General features: G+C 50.6%; 16 protein-coding genes. 11 read left to right on the forward strand and 5 right to left on the reverse strand.

Features of this window, described 5'->3' with window-relative positions; translation table 11 throughout:
* The first annotated feature begins 157 nt into the window (after positions 1-157).
* Both nuoB and FJM74_RS08695 read left to right on the forward strand, forming a co-directional pair.
* Positions 158-697, forward strand: a complete 540-nt coding sequence (gene nuoB / locus FJM74_RS08690; RefSeq protein ID WP_187262207.1) for an NADH-quinone oxidoreductase subunit NuoB — start codon at positions 158-160, stop codon at positions 695-697.
* A gap of 102 nt (positions 698-799) precedes the next feature.
* Positions 800-1,393, forward strand: a complete 594-nt coding sequence (locus tag FJM74_RS08695) for an NADH-quinone oxidoreductase subunit C (protein ID WP_187262208.1) — start codon at positions 800-802, stop codon at positions 1,391-1,393.
* Positions 1,394-1,556: 163 nt separating this feature from the next.
* Here the strand turns inward: FJM74_RS08695 and FJM74_RS08700 are convergent, their stop codons facing one another.
* The gene (locus FJM74_RS08700; protein ID WP_187262209.1) at positions 1,557-2,558 is read right to left on the reverse strand and encodes a tetratricopeptide repeat protein; all 1,002 of its coding nucleotides are present in this window, start codon (positions 2,556-2,558) and stop codon (positions 1,557-1,559) included.
* 243 nt (positions 2,559-2,801) lie between these two features.
* Here FJM74_RS08700 and FJM74_RS08705 point away from each other — a divergent pair, with 243 nt between their 5' ends.
* From FJM74_RS08705 to FJM74_RS08735, 7 genes are all read left to right on the forward strand, one after another.
* The gene (locus tag FJM74_RS08705) at positions 2,802-4,013 is read left to right on the forward strand and encodes an NADH-quinone oxidoreductase subunit D (protein WP_187262210.1); all 1,212 of its coding nucleotides are present in this window, start codon (positions 2,802-2,804) and stop codon (positions 4,011-4,013) included.
* 242 nt (positions 4,014-4,255) lie between these two features.
* The gene (locus tag FJM74_RS08710; protein ID WP_187262211.1) at positions 4,256-5,074 is read left to right on the forward strand and encodes a phosphatase PAP2 family protein; all 819 of its coding nucleotides are present in this window, start codon (positions 4,256-4,258) and stop codon (positions 5,072-5,074) included.
* Between the two features lie 65 nt (positions 5,075-5,139).
* Entirely contained in the window at positions 5,140-7,578 is a 2,439-nt protein-coding gene (locus FJM74_RS08715; RefSeq protein WP_187262212.1) for a DUF5686 and carboxypeptidase-like regulatory domain-containing protein, read from the forward strand.
* Between the two features lie 329 nt (positions 7,579-7,907).
* Positions 7,908-9,134, forward strand: coding sequence for a hypothetical protein (locus FJM74_RS08720; RefSeq protein WP_187262213.1), 1,227 nt, complete (start codon positions 7,908-7,910; stop codon positions 9,132-9,134).
* 9 nt (positions 9,135-9,143) lie between these two features.
* On the forward strand, positions 9,144-10,343 hold the full coding sequence (locus tag FJM74_RS08725; protein ID WP_187262214.1) for a hypothetical protein: 1,200 nt from the start codon (positions 9,144-9,146) through the stop codon (positions 10,341-10,343).
* A gap of 318 nt (positions 10,344-10,661) precedes the next feature.
* Positions 10,662-11,996: a M16 family metallopeptidase gene (locus tag FJM74_RS08730; protein WP_187262215.1), complete on the forward strand. Its 1,335-nt coding sequence runs from the start codon at positions 10,662-10,664 to the stop codon at positions 11,994-11,996.
* A 12-nt stretch (positions 11,997-12,008) separates the two neighbouring features.
* Positions 12,009-14,093 (forward strand): insulinase family protein, encoded by a 2,085-nt coding sequence (locus FJM74_RS08735; protein ID WP_187262216.1) that lies wholly within the window; start codon positions 12,009-12,011, stop codon positions 14,091-14,093.
* Between the two features lie 702 nt (positions 14,094-14,795).
* On the opposite strand, the gene FJM74_RS08740 is transcribed toward FJM74_RS08735, so the two are convergent.
* The gene (locus tag FJM74_RS08740; RefSeq protein WP_187262217.1) at positions 14,796-15,710 is read right to left on the reverse strand and encodes a DUF72 domain-containing protein; all 915 of its coding nucleotides are present in this window, start codon (positions 15,708-15,710) and stop codon (positions 14,796-14,798) included.
* Between the two features lie 339 nt (positions 15,711-16,049).
* Between FJM74_RS08740 and FJM74_RS08745 the strand changes: the two genes are divergently transcribed.
* The gene (locus FJM74_RS08745) at positions 16,050-16,715 is read left to right on the forward strand and encodes a septal ring lytic transglycosylase RlpA family protein (RefSeq protein ID WP_187262218.1); all 666 of its coding nucleotides are present in this window, start codon (positions 16,050-16,052) and stop codon (positions 16,713-16,715) included.
* 1,079 nt (positions 16,716-17,794) lie between these two features.
* Entirely contained in the window at positions 17,795-18,346 is a 552-nt protein-coding gene (locus tag FJM74_RS08750; RefSeq protein WP_187262219.1) for a hypothetical protein, read from the forward strand.
* Between the two features lie 75 nt (positions 18,347-18,421).
* Here FJM74_RS08750 and FJM74_RS08755 read toward each other — a convergent pair whose 3' ends face one another.
* From FJM74_RS08755 to FJM74_RS08765, 3 genes are all read right to left on the reverse strand, one after another.
* A complete protein-coding gene (locus FJM74_RS08755; protein WP_187262220.1) occupies positions 18,422-19,252 on the reverse strand; it encodes an alpha/beta fold hydrolase in 831 nt (276 codons plus the stop codon).
* A gap of 491 nt (positions 19,253-19,743) precedes the next feature.
* Entirely contained in the window at positions 19,744-21,753 is a 2,010-nt protein-coding gene (locus FJM74_RS08760) for an OmpA family protein (protein WP_187262221.1), read from the reverse strand.
* A gap of 19 nt (positions 21,754-21,772) precedes the next feature.
* On the reverse strand, positions 21,773-22,738 hold the full coding sequence (locus FJM74_RS08765; RefSeq protein ID WP_187262222.1) for a PorP/SprF family type IX secretion system membrane protein: 966 nt from the start codon (positions 22,736-22,738) through the stop codon (positions 21,773-21,775).
* Between the last annotated feature and the right edge of the window lie 4 nt (positions 22,739-22,742).

Raw genomic sequence — 22,742 nt, forward strand, 5'->3', positions numbered from 1 at the left:
TTATGTAACAATTAGCAACCAGCAATTACTACTATGAGTGCCCCTCCAATCCGATACTCAGAACCAACTGATTCCATCACCAATTGTAAAGCATAACCACCGGAGCATTTCTAATTTTGAATTTCTAATTTTTAATTTAGCGCAGCGCTAATAAATTATGGAAGAGAAGACCGGAGAAGGCGGACTTGTGATTACGAAGTTAGACGACCTGCTCAACTGGGCTCGCTTAACGGCGCTCTGGCCTATGGGCTTTGGCCTGGCTTGCTGCGCTATCGAAATGATGGGAGCCTACAGTTCAGGTTACGACATAGACCGTTTTGGGGTGATTCCGAGGGCCTCGCCCCGGCAGTCGGATGTGATGATTGTGGCCGGAACCGTTACCTTTAAAATGGCTGACCGCGTGCGGCGGCTGTATGAGCAGATGCCGGAACCACGCTACGTGATCTCGATGGGCTCCTGCTCCAACTGTGGCGGCCCGTACTGGGAGCACGGCTACCACGTGGTGAAAGGGGTAGACCGCATAATTCCTGTTGATGTATACGTGCCAGGCTGCCCGCCCCGACCCGAAGCACTGATCGGCGGCTTCCTGAAACTGCAGGAAATCATCCGGAAAGAAACCATTCGTGCACCTCGCGCCGTGCAGGCACTCATGGCCAAACGTCAGCTCAACAAAGAGCAACAGACGCTGGGGGTTTGATTAAAATTAGAAATTCAAAATTAGAAATTAGTTTCCGGATAGAACAGGACTTCTAATAACCTGAAGAATCTAGTATCTAATATCTAGCATCTACTATCTAACATGTTGTTCGAAGAAATCAGAAATTTGCTTGTAGAGCTGTTTGGGCAGGAGGTGATTGTGGCTGAAAAGACCGAGGGCCTGCAGCCTTACCTCGTGCTTCAGCCGGAGCGCCTGGCCGATGTTTGCCTGACGCTGCACGACCACGAGCAAACCTACTTCGATTTCCTTTCCTGCCTCACCGGCCTCGACAATGGCCCTGAAGCAGGCACCATGGAAGTGATCTATAACCTGTATTCTATCCCCTACGACCACCACCTGATGCTGAAGGTAATCGTGCCGCGCAACCAGGAGGAGCAACCGCTGCCGCAGGTGCCCACTGTCAGCCACATCTGGCGCACCGCCGACTGGCACGAGCGGGAAGTGTTCGATCTGGTAGGCATCAGCTTTACCGGCCACCCCGACATGCGCCGCATCCTCTGCGCCGCTGACTGGGAAGGTCACCCCCTCCGCAAAGACTACAAGCTGCAGGATTACTACCACGGCATTAAAGTCCCCTACGACGACCACAACGAGAACAACGGCTTCAAAAGTGAGCCGCAGTGGCTCACCGGCACATCAAATCCCTTCCCCGATAAGCGCGAGAAACCGGCTTAGCAGCACAGCAGGAGCAACAGCATTTGGAGTGTCAAAGCTTCTGGAGGGGCATTTTGATTCGAATAATTCAGCGAGGAGCCAGTCTGATTATAATATAGGAGTCCGCTGATCAATGATCTATAAGACGCAAAGCAACACTTCTAATTTCTGATTCAACTGTTTACTACCGGCAGTTCTGCTTCAGCAGCTCTTCCACCTCATTGCCATACTGCTTGTGGTAGCCAAGTTCCTTTACTTTTCCTAAATCACTGCAAGCCAACCCTTTTCTATCCAGAAACAGATAAACCAGGGCCCTGTTTCTATAAGCGTAAGCATTCCCCGGAAACAGTTGCAGCGATTGGTTAATGTCCTCTATCGCCTCCTGCGGCTGGCCGGCCTGAAACCTGGAAAAGCCCCTGTTGTTATAGGCAAAGGCTTTCAATTGTTTGGCTTCCTCTGTATCCGGTGCCAGCTCTATTGCTTTGCCAAAATCCCTGATTGCCTGCTCATACTGCTGTTGGGCTACATAAAGCTGCGCCCGCTCCTCATAAGCAAAAGCGTTCTCAGGCTCCAGATCCATGGCATGGTTCAGGTAATTGAGCGCCAACGTATAGTTGCCAGCCTTGCGGTTAATGGCACCATTAGCCACCCAAAGCTGGTATTCCTGTGGTTTGAGGCGGAGCAGGTCCTTAAACTCTTGAATTGCCTTGTCTATATCGCCCAGTTGCTGGCGGCAATCTGCCCTGGCCGACAGGTAAACAATGTTCTCAGGCTCGCTAATAAGTGCTGTGTTAATGTCTCTGATGGCTTTTCTGCAGTCGCCGGTCAGCTTGTACATAACGCCCCGGTAGCCGTAGTAGGCGTCTATTTTCGGATTTTTAAGAATGGCTTTGCTGAGCGCCGCAATGCCATCCTCCTCCTGCCCCATGTTAAACAGTATCCTGCCTTTCAGGCTCAAGAGGGCATGGTTGTCGGGATGCGTCCGTAGCAGTTCGTCGGTGTATTTTAGGGATTGGCTGTACTCACCCCGGTTGAAATGCGTGTTGGCCTGCTCCAGCTTAATTTCAGCAGCACTTACCTTCTTCGCTTTTTTCTGCCCGAGTGCAGGAAGGAGCGTCAGCAGGAGAAGGCTAAGAAGCAGAACACAGTGTTTAGAGATAGGCATAATGGCAGGTGTTTCATTCATTTTTTAGAACCCGGTAGCAACCTGAAAGTGATACCTGCTCTAAATATAGTTTTTTCCCTAAAAGAATCTAACGAGTATCATAAATTACTAGTGCCACCTGCAGTGTATCACTGTTATCAAAAGGCTGGTGTTCTACCCCAAATCCAAGAAGCCTTTGCTGCAGCCAATAATTAACACGTACAGAAGTTCCTGCTTTTTGCGTACTTTGTATATCCTTTTAGATTTCTTGATTCTGATATATACGTGAGCACTTCAACCATCTACCAGAACTACCTGCTGCAGTCGGAGCCTAACAAGTTCGACGTGGCCAGCCTGAAGGCAGGCGAGATGATCATTAACATGGGGCCGCAGCACCCTTCCACCCACGGCGTGCTGCGCCTGGAGGTGGTAACAGACGGGGAGCTGATCACGGACGTGGTGCCGCACATCGGCTACCTGCACCGCTGTTTCGAGAAGCACGCCGAGAGCATGGCCTACAACCAGACCATCCCCTACGTAGACCGCATGGATTACCTGGCCGCCATGAACTCGGAGCATGTGTGGTGTATGGGCGTGGAGAAGCTGCTGGGCATTACTGACCAGATTCCGAAACGGGTAGAGTACATCCGGGTGCTGGTGACCGAGCTTAACCGGCTGGCGTCGCACTTTGTGGCCATCGGCACGTATGGTATCGACATCGGGGCCTTTACGCCCTTTCTGTGGTTGCTCCGCGACCGGGAGCATATTCAGCGGCTGCTGGAGTGGGCATCGGGGGCGCGCATGCTCTATAACTACATCTGGGTAGGAGGCTTGTACTACGACCTGCCCATCGGTTTTGAGGAGCGCTGCCGTGAGTTTATTAATTACCTCATGCCGAAGCTCGACGAGCTGGAAACTATCCTGTTCGACAATTCCATTTTTATAAACCGCACGGCCAATGTGGGCATTCTGCCGCTCGATGTGGCTATTAACTACGGCTGCTCCGGCCCCATGCTGCGCGGTTCCGGCCTCAAGTACGACCTGCGCCGCGTAGATGGCTACTCCGTGTACCCGGAACTGGAGTTTGAGGTGCCAATCGGCAAAGGCACGGTAGGCACCACCGGCGACTGCTGGGACCGTAACTATGTGCGCATGCAGGAGTGCCGGGAGTCGGCGAAGATTATACAGCAGTGCCTAGACCGGCTGCTGGGCGACTACAAGCGCACCCCCGACTTCGACCCGCAGGCTGCCTGCCCCAAAAAGCTGCGCACCACCGGCAGCAAGGAACTCTACTTCCGGGGCGAAACGCCGCGCGGCGAGCTGGGCTACTTCTTCCGCTCTACCGACCGCAGCGATGTTCCTTTCCGCTGCAAGGGCCGCTCTCCCTGCTTCTCCAACCTATCGGTGCTGCACGAAATATCCAAAGGCTGCATGGTGGCCGACCTGATTGCCATTGTCGGCTCCGTAGATATTGTGCTGGGCGAGCTGGACCGGTAGCTACTGCTGCGCCAAATTAAAAATTCAAGGACAGGAATGACAAATAAGAGCAATTTCCCTGACGCTAAACGCCAGGAAGTTTCTAATAGTTAAATTGGATGAGCACTACATCAACAGCCAGTTTAGCAGTAGCAGAGATGCCTGTTACCAAATTGTTTGTAAAGTGCAAAACATCAGGTTGCTATCATCGTTTTTTATAATTCTGTGAGGATGATAAATGTAAACCCGTGATGCAATTTCCTATGAATAAGTTTCTTTCGGTTCACCTGCTGTGGCTGATGGTGCTGTTTGCTCCTGTTCAGGCCCAGGCTCAAAAAGAGAAAGTCGATCAGGATACTGCCTTCGTGCTGCCGGCAGACACCGTTTTGCCCGGACAGAAAAAGCCTTTTACAGATGCCCAGCGGCTGGAGGGCGATAACAAGCGTTTCCTGATGCGGGCCGTAATACCTTCTGCTGCTTTGGTCGGGGCCGGCATCCTCACCATACAGGAGAGAGGCTTTATCAGCAGCTTCGATACCCGCAATGCCCGTAACAGGCACTTCCCCAACTTCAGCACCGAGGCCGACGACTTTATTATGATTGCGCCGCTGGTCGGCTTATACGGCTTTAACATCATCTCCTCGCAGAACCGGCACGAGATGGGACGGCAGACCCTGCTACTGGGCCTGTCCGGGGCACTTGCCTCCGCCATCATCTGGCCCGTGAAAGGAATTACCGACATAGAGCGCCCAAATGGGGAGCCGCATGCGTTTCCGTCTGGCCATACGGCCTATGCCTTTACCATCGCCACGTTTATGGATAAGGAATTCCGGCACAAGAGCCCCTGGGTGAGTGTGGCCAGCTATGGCATTGCTGGAGCAACCGGCGTGCTGCGCGTGCTGAACAACGCCCATTGGATGGCCGATGTGCTGGCCGGCGCCGGGGTGGGCATTATCTCGGTGAACACGGTATACTGGGTGCATGCTAAGCTAACGCACGGTGGTGGCCTAAAGCGGACCTCGTTTGTGCCAGCCGTGTTTCCTGGCGGGGCCAGAGGCATGGCCGTTACGGTTGCGTTTTAGGAGTAGGGCTACAGGCGGGTGGGGCATTATCAAAAATATGTTTATTGAATTTCCTACCTTTAAAAGTGATTTCAAGCCTCTACATCCTGAAAATGCCTCAACTCCGCAGTTGCCTCCTGTTCTTTTTCAGCCTTATCCTAACTACCGTTACTATTGCGCAAACCACGCAAATAGAAGGCACGGTGCAGGATGCCCGCACACACGAGAAACTGGCGTTTGTAAACATTGTGGTAAACGACGGGGAAGCAGGCACCACCACCAACCTCGATGGTCAGTTCCAACTCCGCCACAGCCGGCCGATCCAGACGGTGCGTTTCAGCTATGTGGGCTACAGCACCCATTTTATTACCCCCGATTCTACTGGCACGCTTAATATTTACCTGCAACCTGCCGCAGCACGACTGGCAGAAGTGATCGTGCGCTCCGGCGCGAATCCGGCGCACCGCATTATCCGGCTGGCCAGCCAGCACCGGGAGCGGCACAAGCCAGAGAACCTCGACGCCTACTCCTACCGCACCTACAACAAATTTATACTCACGGCGGTGGGCACTGCCGACGGTGCCGAAATACGCTCCAAACCTTCACTTTCCCGCCAGGACTCTGCTTACCTGAAAATGGGAAAACTGCTGGGGGAGCAACACCTGTTCCTTTCGGAGAGCATTACCGACTACGCTTTCCTAAAGCCTAACCAGCACAAAGAAACCATTCTGGCCACGCGGGTGTCGGGCTTGGAGCAGCCGAGCTTTGGCATAGTGGCCGCCGAGGCGCGTGAATTTTCGGTGTACGACGATATGCCGGTGTTTTTCGGGAAACGTTACCTCAGCCCCCTCAGCACGGGCAGCACCCGCAAATACAATTTCCTGCTCGAAGAGACTTCCATTGTCGGCTCCGACACCATCTATATCATTTCCTATAAACCTGAAAAAGGGAAAAACTTTGACGGACTCTCCGGCATCCTGTACATCAACAGCAAGGGCTGGGCGGTACAGAACGTGATCGCCGAATCGGCTGCCGATGATGATAAACGGGGCATGAAACTGCAGCAGCAGTTTGAGCAGGTTAACGGGCACTGGTTTCCGAAGGAGCTGGATGTGGAGATTACCATTCCGCAGGTACAGCTTAAGGGGCACCAGCCCTTCGGCCACCTCAGAACCTACATTACCAACGTACAGCTGAACCCACCACTCCGCCGCCGCGACTTCGGCCTGATCGCGCTCTCGCAGGCACCGGAGGCACACCGGCAGCCGCTAAGTTTCTGGGAGCAGCACCGCACCGATTCGCTGAACCGACTGGAACAGCGCACCTACCAGCAACTCGACAGCACAGGCAAAGCAGATAACCTGGAGCAAAAGATACGAGTAATCGAATACCTGACAGCCCGGCAGATCCCGGTCGGAAAAATAAGCCTGGACCTGAACCGTTTCCTGCGCGCAAGTGATTTTGAAGGGTTACGATTGGGGGTGGGGGCACACACCAATAACCGTTTCTCGGAGCGCCTGACAGTTGGTGGCTACTGGGGCTACGGCCTTGGAGATGAGCAGCACAAATACGGTGCTGATGCAACCCTGCTGCTGCACAAGCCATTGGAGTTGAAACTGGCGGCAGCGTTTTTTGAGGATGTGCTCGAGCCAGGTGGCAGGCGGCTTCCTTTCATGCCGCGCAGCACTTTCAACAGTCTGCGACCAGCCCTGCTTACCCACCTCGACTACACCACTCACCGCAGCGCCACCCTTTCGAGCCGGCTGCTGCGCTACCTGCAGGTGCAGGCTACGCTCAGGCAGGAGGAAAGGCGACCAACGTTGGCTGTTGAGATTCCGGAAAGCCCGGCGCGTCACCAGGTGGCAGAGGCGGTGCTGGGGCTGCGGTATGCCTATGGGGAGCAGTTGGTGCAGCTGTTTAACCAGACCAGGCCTGTGCCCAACTCCTTTCCGGTGCTACGGGCGCAGTACACGCGCGGCTTAAAAGGCTTCCTGGAGGGAGATTATGATTACCATAAAGTAGATGCAAGGCTGTCGGCTTCGTTCCGGCACCGCACCACCGGCGAAACCAGCTTTACGCTGATGGGCGGTCTGATTAAGGGCGACGTGCCGCTGCTGGCGATGTACAACGGCTATGGCAGCTACAACTCCTCCTATAAGGTGTATGCCGGCGAGGGCTTCGAAACCATGGCGCCTTATGAATTCTTCTCCGACCGCTACACCGCCCTCTTCCTGCAACAGGACATCGGCAAGCGCCTGCTGCGCACCAGGTTCTTTCAGCCCAACCTCGTGCTGCTCACCAACATCGGCTTCGGTGACCTGCAGGAGCGGCAGTTTGCGGAGCAGGAGCCCTACTTCAAGACCATGACACGCGGCTTCTACGAATCCGGCCTGCTGCTCAACGACATTATTTCCTCTCCCTTCTCTGGTGTAGGCATTGGCTTCTTCTACCGCTACGGTCCTTATGCTTTGGATAAAGCTTCGGATAATTTCAGGATCAAACTGACAACTTCATTATTTTTCTAATGAAAATGGTCTTTGATAGCAATTTCGTACTTCATGCAGCCATGGCCCCAACTGCCTGATTATTTCTCTGAAAGGCCATTTTCATTAGAAAAATTAGAAAATCAGGAATAAAGACAAAGATCTGAAGTTGTATTTGTAGTGAGGCAACATACGCTAATGATTCTATCACAAAAGAGCTTTATCATTCTATTGTGATTTAGAACCTTTTCTCTAATTTCCCAAATATTTTAGATTTTTGGATTCAAGAATATATTCTTGGCTAGAAAAGCGATTAGCCTTGATTCTATTAAATAAGCTATTCTATTACCCATCTTTATATCTTTTAAGGAGTGAATTCCATTACCTTACAGCATCGGTCTGACCTCTTTTTGTTGCTGCTATACCTAACTATTTGCGCAGTTATTCTATTAAGGGTAAGTGTAGAAGCAACAGGGTATATTTCTCCGGATTCAGAGTATTATATGGAGGCGGCTACAAGTTTAAAAAACGGGAATGGACTCTATATTAACGACCTTTATAACTTACATGCAACTAATACTCCATCTGTTCGCATCCCTTTTACGGCTTGGCCAATAGGGTATCCGGTATTGATTTATTTAATGTCGAAAGCTATTCACTTGGATGTTTTCTGGGCAGGCAAAGCTGTCAATCTACTCTTTATCGGATTGTCCTTTCTGCTGTTAAGACAAATTAACAGACAATCCAGCTATATAATTGCTTCCATATATGGAGCCTTCACTATTTTAGAAGTTTCTTCTTACACCTGGTCCGAAAGCATATTTATGTTTGGGTTGCTCTGTTTTATCTATGCAGCAGAAAACATTTATAGCGCTCCGAATAAACTGAAAAACTTTTTACTCTTGCTTTGTGCTACGCTTTTCATGTTCCTAATACGGTATATTGGCATAGTAGCTGTAGGAGCCATTGGATTAGCTGTTTTGTTCTTCTGGCGTAGCAAAGAATATAAAACCAGCCTGCGCTTACTTTATGTATTATTGGTAGCATGCCTGCTAATCGGAATATATCTATTTCGAAATTATCTTTTGATAGGTCATCCTACAGGTATACCACGCCTGACAAAGGAGATGGAAGGACCGGGAGAGATAGCCATGATGGTATTAAAGGGCTTAGGCGGAGAACTGTTTCTGATAAGGAGATACTATTTTAATGGTCTCCCCGATTGGCTTACTCTAACCGCAGCAGGAGTCCATTTGCTAGTGCTTTACCTCATTTACAGCAATCTCAGAAAACACAAAGAAATTTGGCCTGAAATAAAAAAGAACTATTTTTCTCATTTGAGTTTGATAATGGCTGGGCTGTATTTATTCTTACTGATTGTGTTAAGAAGTATTTCGCAGTTTGACCCAACAAATTACCGCCTTCTTTCGCCTTTTACTTTTTTAGTGCTTATCGGAGCTGTTCATTATGTTGCAGCCCTTCCTGATTTATACCCGAATATTCGAAAAGCAAAACACTATCTTTTATTACTTTTTGTTTTTTCGCTACTCTTAAACCTGCCGAAAGCATTTATCGTGTCAAAGCTACTGAATCTATAAAGCCAGAGTATGCGTAAGCTTGCTTCCATTCTTTCTGCTGATATTTTGTTGTTAACACTTTTTGTGGCTCTAGTTGGCGTACATGTGTTTAGAATAAATGTAGAAGCTACTGGCTACATCACGCCCGACTCTCAATTTTATCTGGAGTTGGCAAATAGCCTACAGCAGGGCAAAGGCTTTTATATTAAACATCCCAAAACCAATTCGCAGGTTTTCTTCTCAACTTGGCCTGTTGGTTATCCAATACTTATTTATCTGCTTTCTCAACTGAGTACAGCCAGCTTATTTTGGGCTTCAAAACTTGTAAACTTCCTATTTCTAGGGCTTAATTTTCTTTTGCTACGCCAAATCAGCAAAAAGTACTCTTTTGTGCTTGCCTCCGTATTTTGCTCCTATACACTATTGGAGATTTATAGTTCTACTTGGTCAGAGGCTCCTTTTATTACAGGCTTATTATTTCTTACTTACCTGATCTGCAAACCGCCATTGCCAGAAAAGGAGAATAAAACAATCCTGCTATTATTCCTGACATGCCTTTTTCTATTCCTGATCCGCTATGTAGGTGTCTTTTCGTTTGGAGCAATAGCTTTACTGGCGGTCTATAATTATTACCAGAACCGTACAGCTACGGCCTTTAAATTAACGATAGTTTTTTTTGTGCTCTGTGTACTAATGCTAGCCTACTTGAGCATGAATAATTATTTGAGCGGCCACTATACCGGGTTCAACAGACTTGCAGCAGAGCATGAATCGGCGGGAGAGTTTTTGCTTATGCTGGGCGAGGCGCTTCTTAACGAGATACTGATAATCCGGAAGTATCGTGCACCTGGCGACACACTTTTTATGTTAACAACACTCTTCCAGGCCGCTGCCATAATTTATTTCCTGATCAAGATTGATGACAAGCAGGACATAAAGAAGCATGTGCAGAACAGTTTCTCTATTAGTTGTATTGCCATAGGATCGCTTTATCTGGCAGCTATTATTGCGTTGCGCTTAATCTCGCGCTTCGATGACTTAGACTATCGATTTCTCTCACCTTTTAGCACGCTAATATTCGTGAGTTTGTTATATGCTTTGGTAAAAATGCCTGATAAAGGGAAAATAAGAACCGTAAAATTACTGTGTTTTGCTTTCTTTCTGCTTTCACTATTTGTCAATCTTCCTAAGCAATACATACTTAATAAACTTACAGGCTATTTCTCCTAATAAAATATTGCCTGAGTTGTGACAGCTTACCCAGTCCTGCTATTCTATATACTTTGCCCCAATCCCCCAACAGCCTGATTCTCCTCCGGAAGGCCATTTTCATTAGAATAATTTGAGTGAGCCTGCCGAAAAGCCTCCTGCCACGCCAACTGCCCATCGATAGAAACACCTTGTTGGTATGGCTGATAGCTGCCTTCGTAGAAACCATAAGCAACTATTCCAGATTACGTAACCCTTTTGCACAGATTCTGTTAATTTTAAGCATTAAAGCAGCCAGGTTTATCTCCTGCTGCCTCACAAACCTATAGCAACCTTAGCATGAAACGCATTGTATTCAGCTGCCTTTTGTGGTGCGCTGCCAGTATCGGGGCTTTGGCGCAAAGCAAAAGCAACAAGATCGAATTTACCGAATACACCCTCGACAACGGGCTGCACGTGATCCTGCACCAGGACAACTCCACGCCCAACGTGGCCGTGACGGTGCTGTACCACGTCGGCTCCAAGAACGAGGTGGAGGGCCGCAGCGGCTTTGCGCACTTTTTTGAGCACCTGATGTTTGAAGGCACCGAAAACATTGGCCGTGGCGAGTACATGGGCATGGTGACAAAAGCAGGCGGCACACTCAACGCCAACACCTCCTTCGACCGCACCTTTTACTACGAACTGCTGCCCTCTAACCAGCTGGAGCTGGGCCTCTGGATGGAAGCCGAGCGTATGCGTGCCGCTAAAATAGACGAGGTGGGCGTGGAAACGCAACGCAAGGTGGTGCAGGAAGAGAAGCGGGAGCGGATAGACAACCAGCCTTACGGCTCCATGGGCGAGAACATGTTTGGCACGGCCTTTCAGGTGCACCCTTACAAATGGATGCCCATCGGCTCTTTTGAAGATCTGAACAGCGCCTCTATTGAGGAGTTCCGCGATTTCTACAAAACCTTTTACGTGCCTAACAACGCCACTTTGTCCATAGCAGGCGACATCGACATAACCCAGACACGCAAATGGGTAGACCAATACTTTGCCGGCATCCCGAAAGGAACGAAAGAAATTCCGAGGCCTAACGTGCAGGAGCCGAAGCAGACAGAGGAGCGCCGCAAAACAGTGTATGACAACATACAGCTGCCTGCCGTTATACAAGGCTACCATATTCCGGCGCAGGGTACCGACGATTTTTATGCGCTCTCCATGCTGACCATGCTGCTCTCCGGCGGTGAGAGTGCCCGCCTGCCCAAGGCGCTGGTAGACAAGCAGCAGAAAGCCGTAGCGGCTGCCTCCGTACCCTTCCCTACCGAAGACCCGGGCCTGTTCCTGACCTACGCCATTGCAAACATGGGTGTAGACGTAGCAGATTTGGAAGCAGCCATGGACGCAGAGATAGAGCGCGTAAAAACGGAGCCGCTCGAGGACAGGGAGTTCCAGAAGCTGCACAACCAGATGGAAAGCCAGTTTGTGCAGCAAAGCACTACGGTGGCAGGCAGAGCCGAGCAACTGGCCAATTACCACGTGTACTTCGGCGATGCCAACCTGATCAACACCGAACTGGAGCGCTACCGCAAGGTTACCAAAGAAGACATCCAGCGGGTGGCCAACCAGTATTTAACCAAACAGAACCGCGTGGTGCTGCATTATCTGCCTAAATCAGCGCAACCTAAATAAGCATTTCAGATCATGAGAAAAACATATAGCTTCCTTTTGCTACTGCTGGTTTTTGTAGGCACAGCCAAAGCACAAACCAGACAAACACCCCCTGAACCCGGCCCAGCTCCCAAAATTGAGCTTGGCAAATACGAATCATTTACCCTGAAAAATGGGCTGAAGGTGTACGTGGTGGAGAACCATAAAGTGCCGGTTGTCTCGATGTCGCTGGTGCTGGACCGTGACCCGATACTGGAGGGCGACAAAGCCGGCTACATCTCGGCGGCCGGCCAGATGATGCGTACTGGCACCAAAAGCCGCAGCAAAGACCAGTTCGATGAGGCCGTAGACTTTATCGGGGCCGACCTTTCGTTTTCCTCCACCGGCTTCAGCGCCTCCTCCCTCACAAAACACCTGCCTACTTTGCTCGACCTCACGGCCGATGCGCTCCTGAACCCAGAGTTTAAGCAGGAGGAGCTGGACAAGGTGAAAAAGCAGCTGCTGGCAAGCCTGGCGCAGGAAAAAGAAAACCCCGATGCCATTGCCCGCAAAGTGCGGCAGGTGCTGCTATTTGGCAAAGATCACCCCTACGGCGAGCAGATGACGGAGCAGACGGTAGAGAGCATTACCCTGGCCGATGTGCAGCACTACTACAACAGCTACTTTAAACCAAACATCGGTTACCTGGCTGTGGTTGGCGATGTAAAGGCGAAGGAGGTCAAAAAGCTGCTCAAAAAATCTGCCCTCAAGAACTGGAAAAAAGGCGAGGTGCAGCAGCTGACGTACAAGCTGCCTCAGAAACCGGCCCAGACCGAAGTGGTGATTGTAGACCGCCCGAGTGCTGTGCAGACCTCCCTGGCGCTGGCAAATGCGGCTGAGTTGAAGCCTGGCAGCCCGGAATCTATTCCAACCCAACTCATGAACAACATACTGGGAGGGGCGAGCACTGCCAGGCTGTTTATGAACCTGCGCGAAAAACACGGTTACACTTATGGCGCCTACTCCACGGTGTCGTCCGACAGGCTGCTGGGCTACTTTGCTGCCTCCGGCAACGTGCGCAACGCCGTAACCGATAGTGCAGTAGTGGAATTCAGAAACGAACTCAGCCGCATCCGTTCTGAGCCGGTAACAGAGCAGGAGCTGAAAGATGCCAAGGCCTACATGACCGGCAGCTTCGCCCGCGGCCTCGAAAATCCATCTACCGTTGCCTTCTACGCCATCAATACGGCCCGCTATAATCTGCCCAAAGACTATTATGCCAACTACCTGAAAATGGTGGAGGCTGTAACGGCAGACGATGTGCAACGCATGGCGCAAAAGCACATCACGCCGGACCAGCTCTACATTATTGCTGTTGGCAACGCCAGCGACATTGCCGGGAAACTTGAAAAGTTTGATAAGAACGAAGGTATTGCTTACTACAACGCCTCCGGCGACAAAGTGGAGCGTACCTCAGCAGCTGCGTTGCCTGCTGGCCTCACCGCCCAAACTGTGCTGGCAAACTACGAGAAAGCCCTGGGCGGCAAGGCAAACCTCGACAAGTTGAAGGATGTCACGATTAAAAGCAGCGCCACCATGCAGGGAACGCAACTCGAGTTTGTGCAGCAGCAAAAGTCGCCGGATAAATATTATGTAGCCATCCTGATGGGCAACAACCCGATGCAGAAGGTGACCATCAGCGGCAGCAAAGGCAAAGTGGAGGCCCCTGCGCAGGGCGTAAAACAGGAGATACCAGCCGACCAGCTAAACACGCAGCTTCTGGAAGCCGCTATCTTCGGCGTGTTGCTATACGATAAGCTTGGCATAAAAACAGAGCTGAAGGGAATCGAGAACATTGATGGCAAAGAAGCTTATGCCGTGGAGGCGCAGCAGCCCAACGGCCAGCGCACCACCAACTATTTCGACAAGGAAACTGGCTTGTTAGTAAAAACAATCAATAGTATGCAGTCGCCGCAAGGCGTTATTACGCAAACCAGGAACTACAAAAACTACAAAGAAGTAAACGGCATTAAGTTCCCGCACATAGTCGAGACCAGCTTCGGACCTCAGACAATCAAAACAGAGGTGCAGTCGGTGGAGGTAAACAAGGGAATTTCGGATGATGTGTTTAAGCTGTAGTTTAGATACTAGATTTTAGATGCTAGATAGTAGACTTTAGCTATTTAAACTACGATTCAAGAAGGGCACCAGTCGCAGCGGCTGGTGCCCTTCTTTTGTTTTGGATGAGGAGCAGAAACTGCACCAGGAGCAGCAGAGCCCTCCAAAGGGCCATTTCCATTCAAATAATTTAGTTGCTGATTGTTAAATGGCTAAATTGTTAAAATGAATTCTCCCCGCTGTTTGGAGTCTTTCGCAGGGCGACTCTAAACTGACAATGAATTAGCAGGAACTTTGTTCCGGAAAAGTTGCCAGAACATTTCGAAAGGCCAAAAAACGCATGCGCTCGTACATTTATAGCTAGCGTTACAGCCAATCGCCAGCAGGAAGTCAGAGACTTCCAATTTTCATTGAAAGTTTGGAGTCGCCCTGCGGAAGACTCCAAACAGCAGGGGCAGCAGGTGCATCAGAAGCGGGGAATCGCCTTGGAGGGGCATTTTGATTAGAATAATTGCTTCTTCACAGGAGTAAACATGTCGCAGCCTAACCTCGTGGCAGTAGGATTTTAAATTCCAGAGAATCCTCTCCATCCTTAAATCCTGTGAATCAGGATTCAGACAAGAATTCTAACATCTAAAATCTAGTATCTACAAACTGAAAGAGCAGCACCAGGAGCAGCAGAAGCTCCGGAGGGGCAAAATTATTAGAATAATTCCCCCCTCGCTAAAACAGTTCCCCCTGCACTGCCTGCACAAACTTTTTAGGCGGTTTTATGTGCAGCCCGCAGACCGTATTCAGCCTTTCGATCAGGTACATGGCCAGGTCCGGGGCGGCTGTATTATCCGGCTCGTGCACAAAAAAATAGAGCTGCTGCAGCCCCGCCTCCAGCCATTGCTGCAGCCGCTCCACCCAGGCATCTATGCGGCTGTAGTCGGTGGGGTGCAGGCCGTTGCCTACAAACCGGATGGTGGCGGTGGGAGTAGTCAGGCGCATGTGCAGCACATCGCGGCGGCCCGCCACATCGGTCAGCACTGTTCCTGCATGGTACTTCTCCAGCACCTCGTACAGCTCCTGAGAGGCCGCACGGTCTTTAAACCAATCAGGGTGGCGCAACTCTACTGCCATGGGCACGGATTCCGGCACAAACTGAACAAAAGCCTCCAGTTCGGGGAGCTGCCGTGGGCCGAATGAGGGTGGCAGCTGCAGAAACGACACGCCCAGCTTTTCTTCCAGGCCGGCAATGGCCTCACAGAAAGTGGCCGTCAGGTCCTGCGTGCTGCGCAGCTGCGCCTCGTGGCTGATGAGCTGCGGAAACTTAGGACAAAACCTGAACCCCTGCGGCACGGCATGGCGCCAACGGTCTATAGTGTCGGGGCCGGGAATATGGTAGTGGGTGCTGTTGAGTTCTATGGTGTTGAACTGCTTGCCGTACCAGTGCAGCGACTCTTTTTCGCGCATGCCGGCCGGGTAAATAGAACCAGCCCAAGCCTTGTTTACCCACACCGGCAGCCCTATGTAAATGGCTGGTGCACCAGTGCTGCCAGCGGCATGCTGCTGCAGGGTGGCAAGCGTATCCGGGTGGTCCGGTGGTAAGGCAAAATCAACCTTGCTGATGTCAGGTAATTTTCCAAAGTCCATAGCGTCTTATTTTAAAAATCTATACGTAAAGAGGTCGGTTTATGGCACCATCTGCTCGTGACCTATACCCGGGAAACCATATCGCTTACCCTATAAAAAAGAAAAATCCATAAATTAAACTAACAAATTTGAAAATTATTTTTTATAAACTTTCTAATATATATTTTAACAACAATATCGCCGAATCGCGCTCTAAATAGCCCTGACAGCAAATTTTGACTTATAGCAATTTTGTTCTTAAGCGTGTATCCCCCTACGCCTAAGGGGGCAGCAGGGCTGTAGGGAGTTGCTTTAAACAATTTTTATTTATCTTTGTGGCTTCACCAACTATTAAATGAGATGATTTTTAATAGAACGAACTCTTTTTTATTCTTTATTACGCTACTTTTTATAGGCTTTAGCAGCCCCTCTTTTTCACAGAAAGTAACCAAAACCCAAACGGGAACTGCCTCCTGGTACGGCAGCAAATACCACGGTAAAAAGACCAGCAGCGGCGAGCGCTTCAACAAAAACGAATTGACAGCCGCTCATAAGAAACTTCCTTTCGGCACTAAGGTAAAAGTGACAAACCTGGACAACAACAAATCGGTGATCGTTCGGATAAACGACCGGGGCCCTTTTGTAGGAAACCGGATAATCGATGTGTCGGAAGCAGCCGCCAGGATACTGGAGATCAGGAGCGCCGGTTTAGGCGAGGTAAAAGTAGAGATACTGGGGCAGCCAGGTAAAGAGCTTGCCAGCCTTGAAGATACCGCCGAAGCAGCCGACGACGAAGTATACACCATTCAGGCCGGCGCTTTTTTGCAGCCTAAGTTTGCAAAGGCTTTTTCTGAAAAGCTCAAAGCCTTCGACAAGCACCTGCCAATTGAGCTAACTCAGGAGCATGTAAATGGCACCAGCGTACACCGCATCAGTGCAGGGCGCTTCGAGAACAGGCAACAGGCCGAGGCTTTTAACGAGCTGCTTGCCGAAGAAGGCCTCCATGGAGTGGTGGCAGCAACTTAACAGCGACGTAACCTTACAAAGCCAGCGCGCCCGCATGCAGATCATGTCTGTCGTACGCGGGCAGGGTCAGCAGCAGCAGAACCTCCGGAGCTCCTCTTGTAGAGAAAAACAAGTCTTCTGTTTCCTGAATTTTGTGCTGGTGCGAGCTTGCCGCTCATACTTTCCTATCAAGCCTTTCCAAAAGGGGCCAAAGCAGCTTGTTAATAGATCAATTCTATTAAGCTGTAGCCGTAAGGAACAGTTGGTACGAGCGGCAAGCGCGCACCAGCGACAGGCTTTCCCTTACTTACAAGATGAGCTCCGAAGGGCCATTTTGATTAGAATAATTCCGAAAGACAGACTTCTTTCTCTTCCTGGACTGACCCGGCTATATAAAATGCGCTTATCTGGCTAATTTGCTGCCAGATGTATTACACCTGTAGCAGCAGCACTATAGTCGCAATACAGCCGGCTTCTTCTTACTTTCTGCTTTTTGGAACAGAAGTACCTGATGGAGAAATTATTTCAATAAAAACCCCTATTCTGCTCCTCCGGCAGTTTCTGCGGTTGCTCTTCCTCTATTCTTGATCGCAAGCCTTTTCAGGCACCACCACCTCCTCCGCCTGGCACAGCAGCCCTATGACAGCAGCTGGCGCAGCCCTCCTCTATTTTGCTTCGCCTGATACTGCCGAGATTATACTTCTGGCAAGGTTCGTGTTGTAACAACAAATCAAGGAAGCTTTGCCTACGAAAAAAACTTTACCACATGTGGGCACCATAATCGCGGCACTGGCACTTTTCAGCGCATGAATGGTACAGGCGGCGGCAGCTTCCTCAAAACAGCAGAAGCTGCAATTAGCCTAGCGATGCATTACACTGGTACCATGGCAGAAGGGGGTGCTAACGTTTTTTTTCTGTTTAAGCCAAACTTATTGCCAAAATACCGCACCCTGAACGACCACATCGCGTATTAATAAACTTTGCTGTGCAAGCTGAAGCGTATCTGGCCGTATACATGTAGAGAGGCCTGCTGCCACAGGCATTCAGCTACAGACGGCAGCGCTTGTGTAGAAATGCAAATGATCTAAAGAACTTCTAAGGTGCAACAGTTAGAAATAGTTAAGATATCAGAAAACCAGGCTAAAATTCTGAGGCATATACTGGGGGAGAGGATTTATTTCTTTTACTCAGACAAGCTCCAGGTGGAAGGCGAGAATGGCCATTTCCTGTTCTGGGCCAATGGCTTTGCCATTGCACTGTCTACTACCAACAACGGCCTCGATAATTTCAGGACCTACGTGAATATCAGTGCCGACTACAGACTCTCTAACAAGGAGGCTGCCACTTACTACGAGTTTGACATCAACGTAAGCAATGCGCCGCTCTGGCAGGAGGGGTCTCTGCAGTTTGGCAAGCTCTCCAGCCTGCGCATCTTCTCCGACCCCATTCTGATGATAGAGGTCTACCAGGATTTTAATGAGGGCAGCGAAAAGGTGGTGATGCACGACTGTGCGCTGGTATTTTACTCACATTCCCGAAAGATTCTGGTGCGTGCCCGCCCCGAGGTAATAGGCGGCGTAGATGTGGTTCTGGATGAGCCTTATATTGAGGCGCTCACCCGCAACCTGAAGTTAAGGACGACTATTGTCTGATGCTGCCCCTTACGGCCCACAGACTGAACAGTATCTGCAGGAATAAAAAGCAGGCGCAGCTAGGTTGCCGCCTTATCAGGATTCGCCAGTCTCCTGCTCCCGTACCTGCCTGGCAAAAGCACCTACCAGCCTGACCAGGTCCGGAATGCACTCCAGGTTGAGCGTGTGCCCGGCTTGCGGCAACACCTCCAGCCTGGCCACAGGTATTGCCTCACACATAGCCTCTCCGGCCTTTACCGGGCACAAAGGATCTTCAGCGCCATGCACCAGCAGCACCGGCACCTTTATGCTTTTCAGCTCCTGCAGATAATCATTGCTTTCGCTGATGGTAGCGATTTGCTGCAACAAGCTCTCGGAAGTAAGACTTCGGGAAGCTTTGCTGCTCTTCAGATGCTCCAGGCTCACCACATAAGGTTTTGTGAAATACCCGCGCCCCAGCACCAGCGGCAGCATCACCTCCAGCAAAAGAGGGGGGCCACCTGCCAGCAAAGCTACTTCCCAGCTTTGTAGTACAGCATCAAAATAGGCATCCTTTTGCGCGAAGGAAGAAATGAGCACCCCCGCCTGTGCCAGCTCCGGATGGTTTACCAGCAAACGCTGCGCCACGGCACCTCCCATAGATATCCCGATAATAATGGGCTGCGGCAACTCCAGGGTTTGGAGCAGATCGGCAACATCAGCAGCATGCATAGGTATAGTATGCAGGTTTTGTGTTGTATCTGATTTGCCCTGGTTCAGCAGGTCCACCAGCAGCAGTTGGTGCGTTTTGCCCAGGCTAAACACCAGCCCCGCCCAGGCTGCTGTGGTCTGCGAAAAGCCATTCAGGAAAATCAGGGTTTGAGGGGCTTGCGGGTTGCCGTGCCGTTCGTAATGGAGCTCTGCGCCGTTAGGTAAGCGGTGTTTCATTTAAGGATAACTGGGGCTTAATATGAGGCAAAGGTAATTATGCTATCGTTCATTTTCTGGTGCATCCAGCGTGTTTTTTCTTTCTGTCTCTTATTTTATCAGGATTAGCAGAATGTGGCAGAAGTTATGCTTACTGCGAGTTATGGGAGCAGTAGTAACTGAACTGGGGTAGCTCTGTGCTTTGGAAGTTGTTAGCCATGTTAGCAGCAGCACCAGGAGGAGCAGTGCCTCCGGAGGGGCATTTTCATTAGAATAATTTATTCCTGATTCCTAGCTGTATTTTGTTGAGAAGTAAGCTCTGCTGTTTAACATCAGCGAATAAGGAGCGAGCAGATTTTTTCTAAATTATTCTAATGAAAATGCCCTATCCGCAATATGTTACACCTGCTGACGCTGCTGCTCCAGATTAAAATTTCTGTCTTAAAATTCCTTTACAAACAGAAAATGCCCCCAGTATTCGTGAGGGCATTCTCTATCGATAAAGGATGGTGTCAGAACCTGATATGCGGCGCGAGTATCTTGAACTCTGTGCGGCGGTTTTCCTGATGCTCTTCCTCAGAACATTTCACCCCATCCACACATCGGTTCAGGATCATGGTTTCGCCGTACCCTTTCGCCACAATCCTGCTGCTTGGTATCCCCCTCGATACAATGTAATTCACGGCGGCCCTGGCTCTGGCATCGGACAGGATCTGGTTATAGCGTGCACTTTCGCGGCTGTCGGTGTGGGAGCTAAGCTCTATCCTGATGCTTGGGTTTTCCTCCAGTGTTCGCACCAACTTGTCGAGCTCACGGGCAGCATCCGGCCTGATTTCGGACTTATTTAGGTCGTAATAGATATTCTTAAGCAAGATCGGTTGCTCGGGTGTATCCCTGTTAAAGTCGACTTCCAGGTTAAGGGTGTCAGTTGGTGCGTTGCATTCCATCATCATGGTAACGGCATGCGTCAGGTAGCCCCCTTTGCTTCCGCGTATGGTATACTGCACGCCACCGTTCACGTTGAAGTAAAAATGGCCTTTGGCATCGGTAGCCACCTGCTCAAAGGTACCGGTCTCCTCATTCAGCAACTGCACCAGGGCATTCTCTACCGGCACCTGTGTGGTTTGCCGGGTTCTCGGGTCTCTCACGGTTTCGGCCACCACCCCCTGTACCTTGCACGGAATAGAAATATAGTCGAATGCGAAGAGGTTGTCGGTGGTGTTGGCCTGCAGGCGATCTGATGTAATTAGGCCGGCTTTCCCGGTGCTGTCCAGCAGCATTCCGAAATCGTCAGTGGAGGAATTGATCGGGTATTGCAAGTTCTCGGCGCTGTGCCACCTGGTGTGCACCCCGTCTGCTTTAAATATATCCAGGCCACCCATGCCCAAATGACCATCTGAAGAGAAATAGAGCACACCGTCTGCTCCGACAGTCGGGAAGCTTTCGCGGCCCGGGGTGTTAATGCCCTCGCCTGCATTTACAGGTTTCCCCCAGCTCCCGTTTTCCTGCCGTTCGCAATAGTAAATGTCTGTAGCGCCAGCACCACCAGGCATATCCGACACAAAATAAAGTATCCTGCCATCTGGTGTCACAGCCGGATGCCCTACCGAATAAGCATCCGGTCGGTTGTACCGGAAAGGCTTCACGTTCTCCCAGTTTCCCTTCTTCAGTTCCGCCGTATAAATCTCCAACCGGTTTGTTTCCAGGTTGGCGTTGCTGGTAAACCAGCTGGTAGGGTCAGCGTTACCCTTGCGCCTTACCCGTTTTCTGGCGGCTACCCTTGTAAAGAAAAGCAGATTCTCCCGCTCCAGAAAAGTAGCCGGCCCGTTATGGAAACCCGTGTTGACCGGTGCCGGCAAGGCTACTGGCGTTCCCCAGGTGGAGTCGGAGGTGGCAGGTGCGAAGTAAAGTTGAATGTACCCGTTTCCGGTCCAGCCAGAACGCGTAGAGGAGCTTTGTCTGGTCGAGGTGGTATCGCCGCTCAGGCGGTCTGATGCGAAGATAATTCCGTCTTTAAACTTTATGGGACTGAAGTCGGAACTGCCGGCGTTAATGCCTGCTGCTTTTTTGATGGTATAGGGCCTTGCATTTTGCTGCCAGGCGATGGCGGAGTCGCAGGAGGCAACGAGTTTGGCGGCCAGTTCTTTTTTGCCAGCGGCCCTGCTGCCGTAGTTCTGGTATAGCTCTTTTGCTTTGTCGAAGTTGCCATTGTACTTGGCTGCATGGGCATAATGCAGCAAATTAACGGGGTCTGCATCCGGGAAGTTAACTACCTGGGCATACCAGAACTCGGCCTCCCGGTTATTGTTCATCAGCCGGTAGCTGTCTGCGATGCGCTGCACCACCGGCAGGCTTGGCTCCCCGGCACTCAGCACGTTCTTATAAGCTGTTACCGCTGCGCTAAACTCATATTTATCGAAATGCCTGTTGGCCTGCTTTAGCGCATTCTGAGCCGCTACAGGTTGTATAACGGCTATGATAAGAGCTGGCAGCAATAGTTTCAGGAATAGTGTGATCTTCATTTTTTACGGCAAATATGATCTAGAAGAAGCGTGGCGAAAGCGTACGCGTATCCTGCTTTTTAAAGAAAGTATACCCTACAGATACCTCGTGGCTAGGATATTCCCGCAGGTCATTCAGGGTGATATCATAAGAGTAGCCGAGCCTAAGACTGGGCGTCAGAAACAGCTGCGCTATTACGGCAAAGGCGTTTCTTTTCTGCAGGTTATAGTCTGAGGGCAATTTGCTGAACAGCGGCACAGCCGTTCTGTAGGAACCTCCGAACCAGAACCTGTCATACACCATCAGAAAAGCATTCAGGTCCATTTTAGATGGGCCTTTAAAATCATCCTGCAGCAGGAAGCTAGGCTTGAAGCGCAGCGCAGAACTCAGGTCGAACACATAGCCTGACGAAAGAAAATACTGCCGGACCGGTGTGCCAATAAGTGGGTTGCTTCCTTTAAAAGGCACCAGGTTAGCAGCTGAGAACCCGGCATAGAAGCGTTCGGTGTTAAAGAACACACCGCCTCTTATATCAGGCAGGATCTCCGACTCGCGCCCGGTCGGGACCGCCACATCAGGGATAATAGTGCTACCAGGGCGCAGCTTGGTGCCATCGAGGGTATACTGGGCAAAACCACCGGCAAAACCTACGGCAATCCTGGAGGTCTCGCTCAGGTTAAGTCGCACCGATGCGTTACCGTAGGCATTCAGCTGCGTCTGCACCCCGATCTCATCGTTCAGGGCGCTGAAGCCGAGGCCCAACCGCCCGTTTCGGGTCAGCCCGTCTACACTAAGCACCTGCGATGTAGGCGAGCCCTCCAACCCTGACCACTGGCTACGATGAGTTGCATTAATATTCAGCAACTCCTTACTACCAGTATAGGCTGGGTTAATGACCATTTCGTTAAATATATACTGGGTATACTGGGGCGCCTGCTGGGCATATAGCACCGGAGCCAGCAGCACGCCACAAAAGGCCAGTATTTGTCTTATTATCTTTATCATTCTC

This window comes from Pontibacter beigongshangensis (assembly GCF_014332515.1).
Taxonomy (GTDB): Bacteria; Bacteroidota; Bacteroidia; order Cytophagales; family Hymenobacteraceae; genus Pontibacter; species Pontibacter beigongshangensis.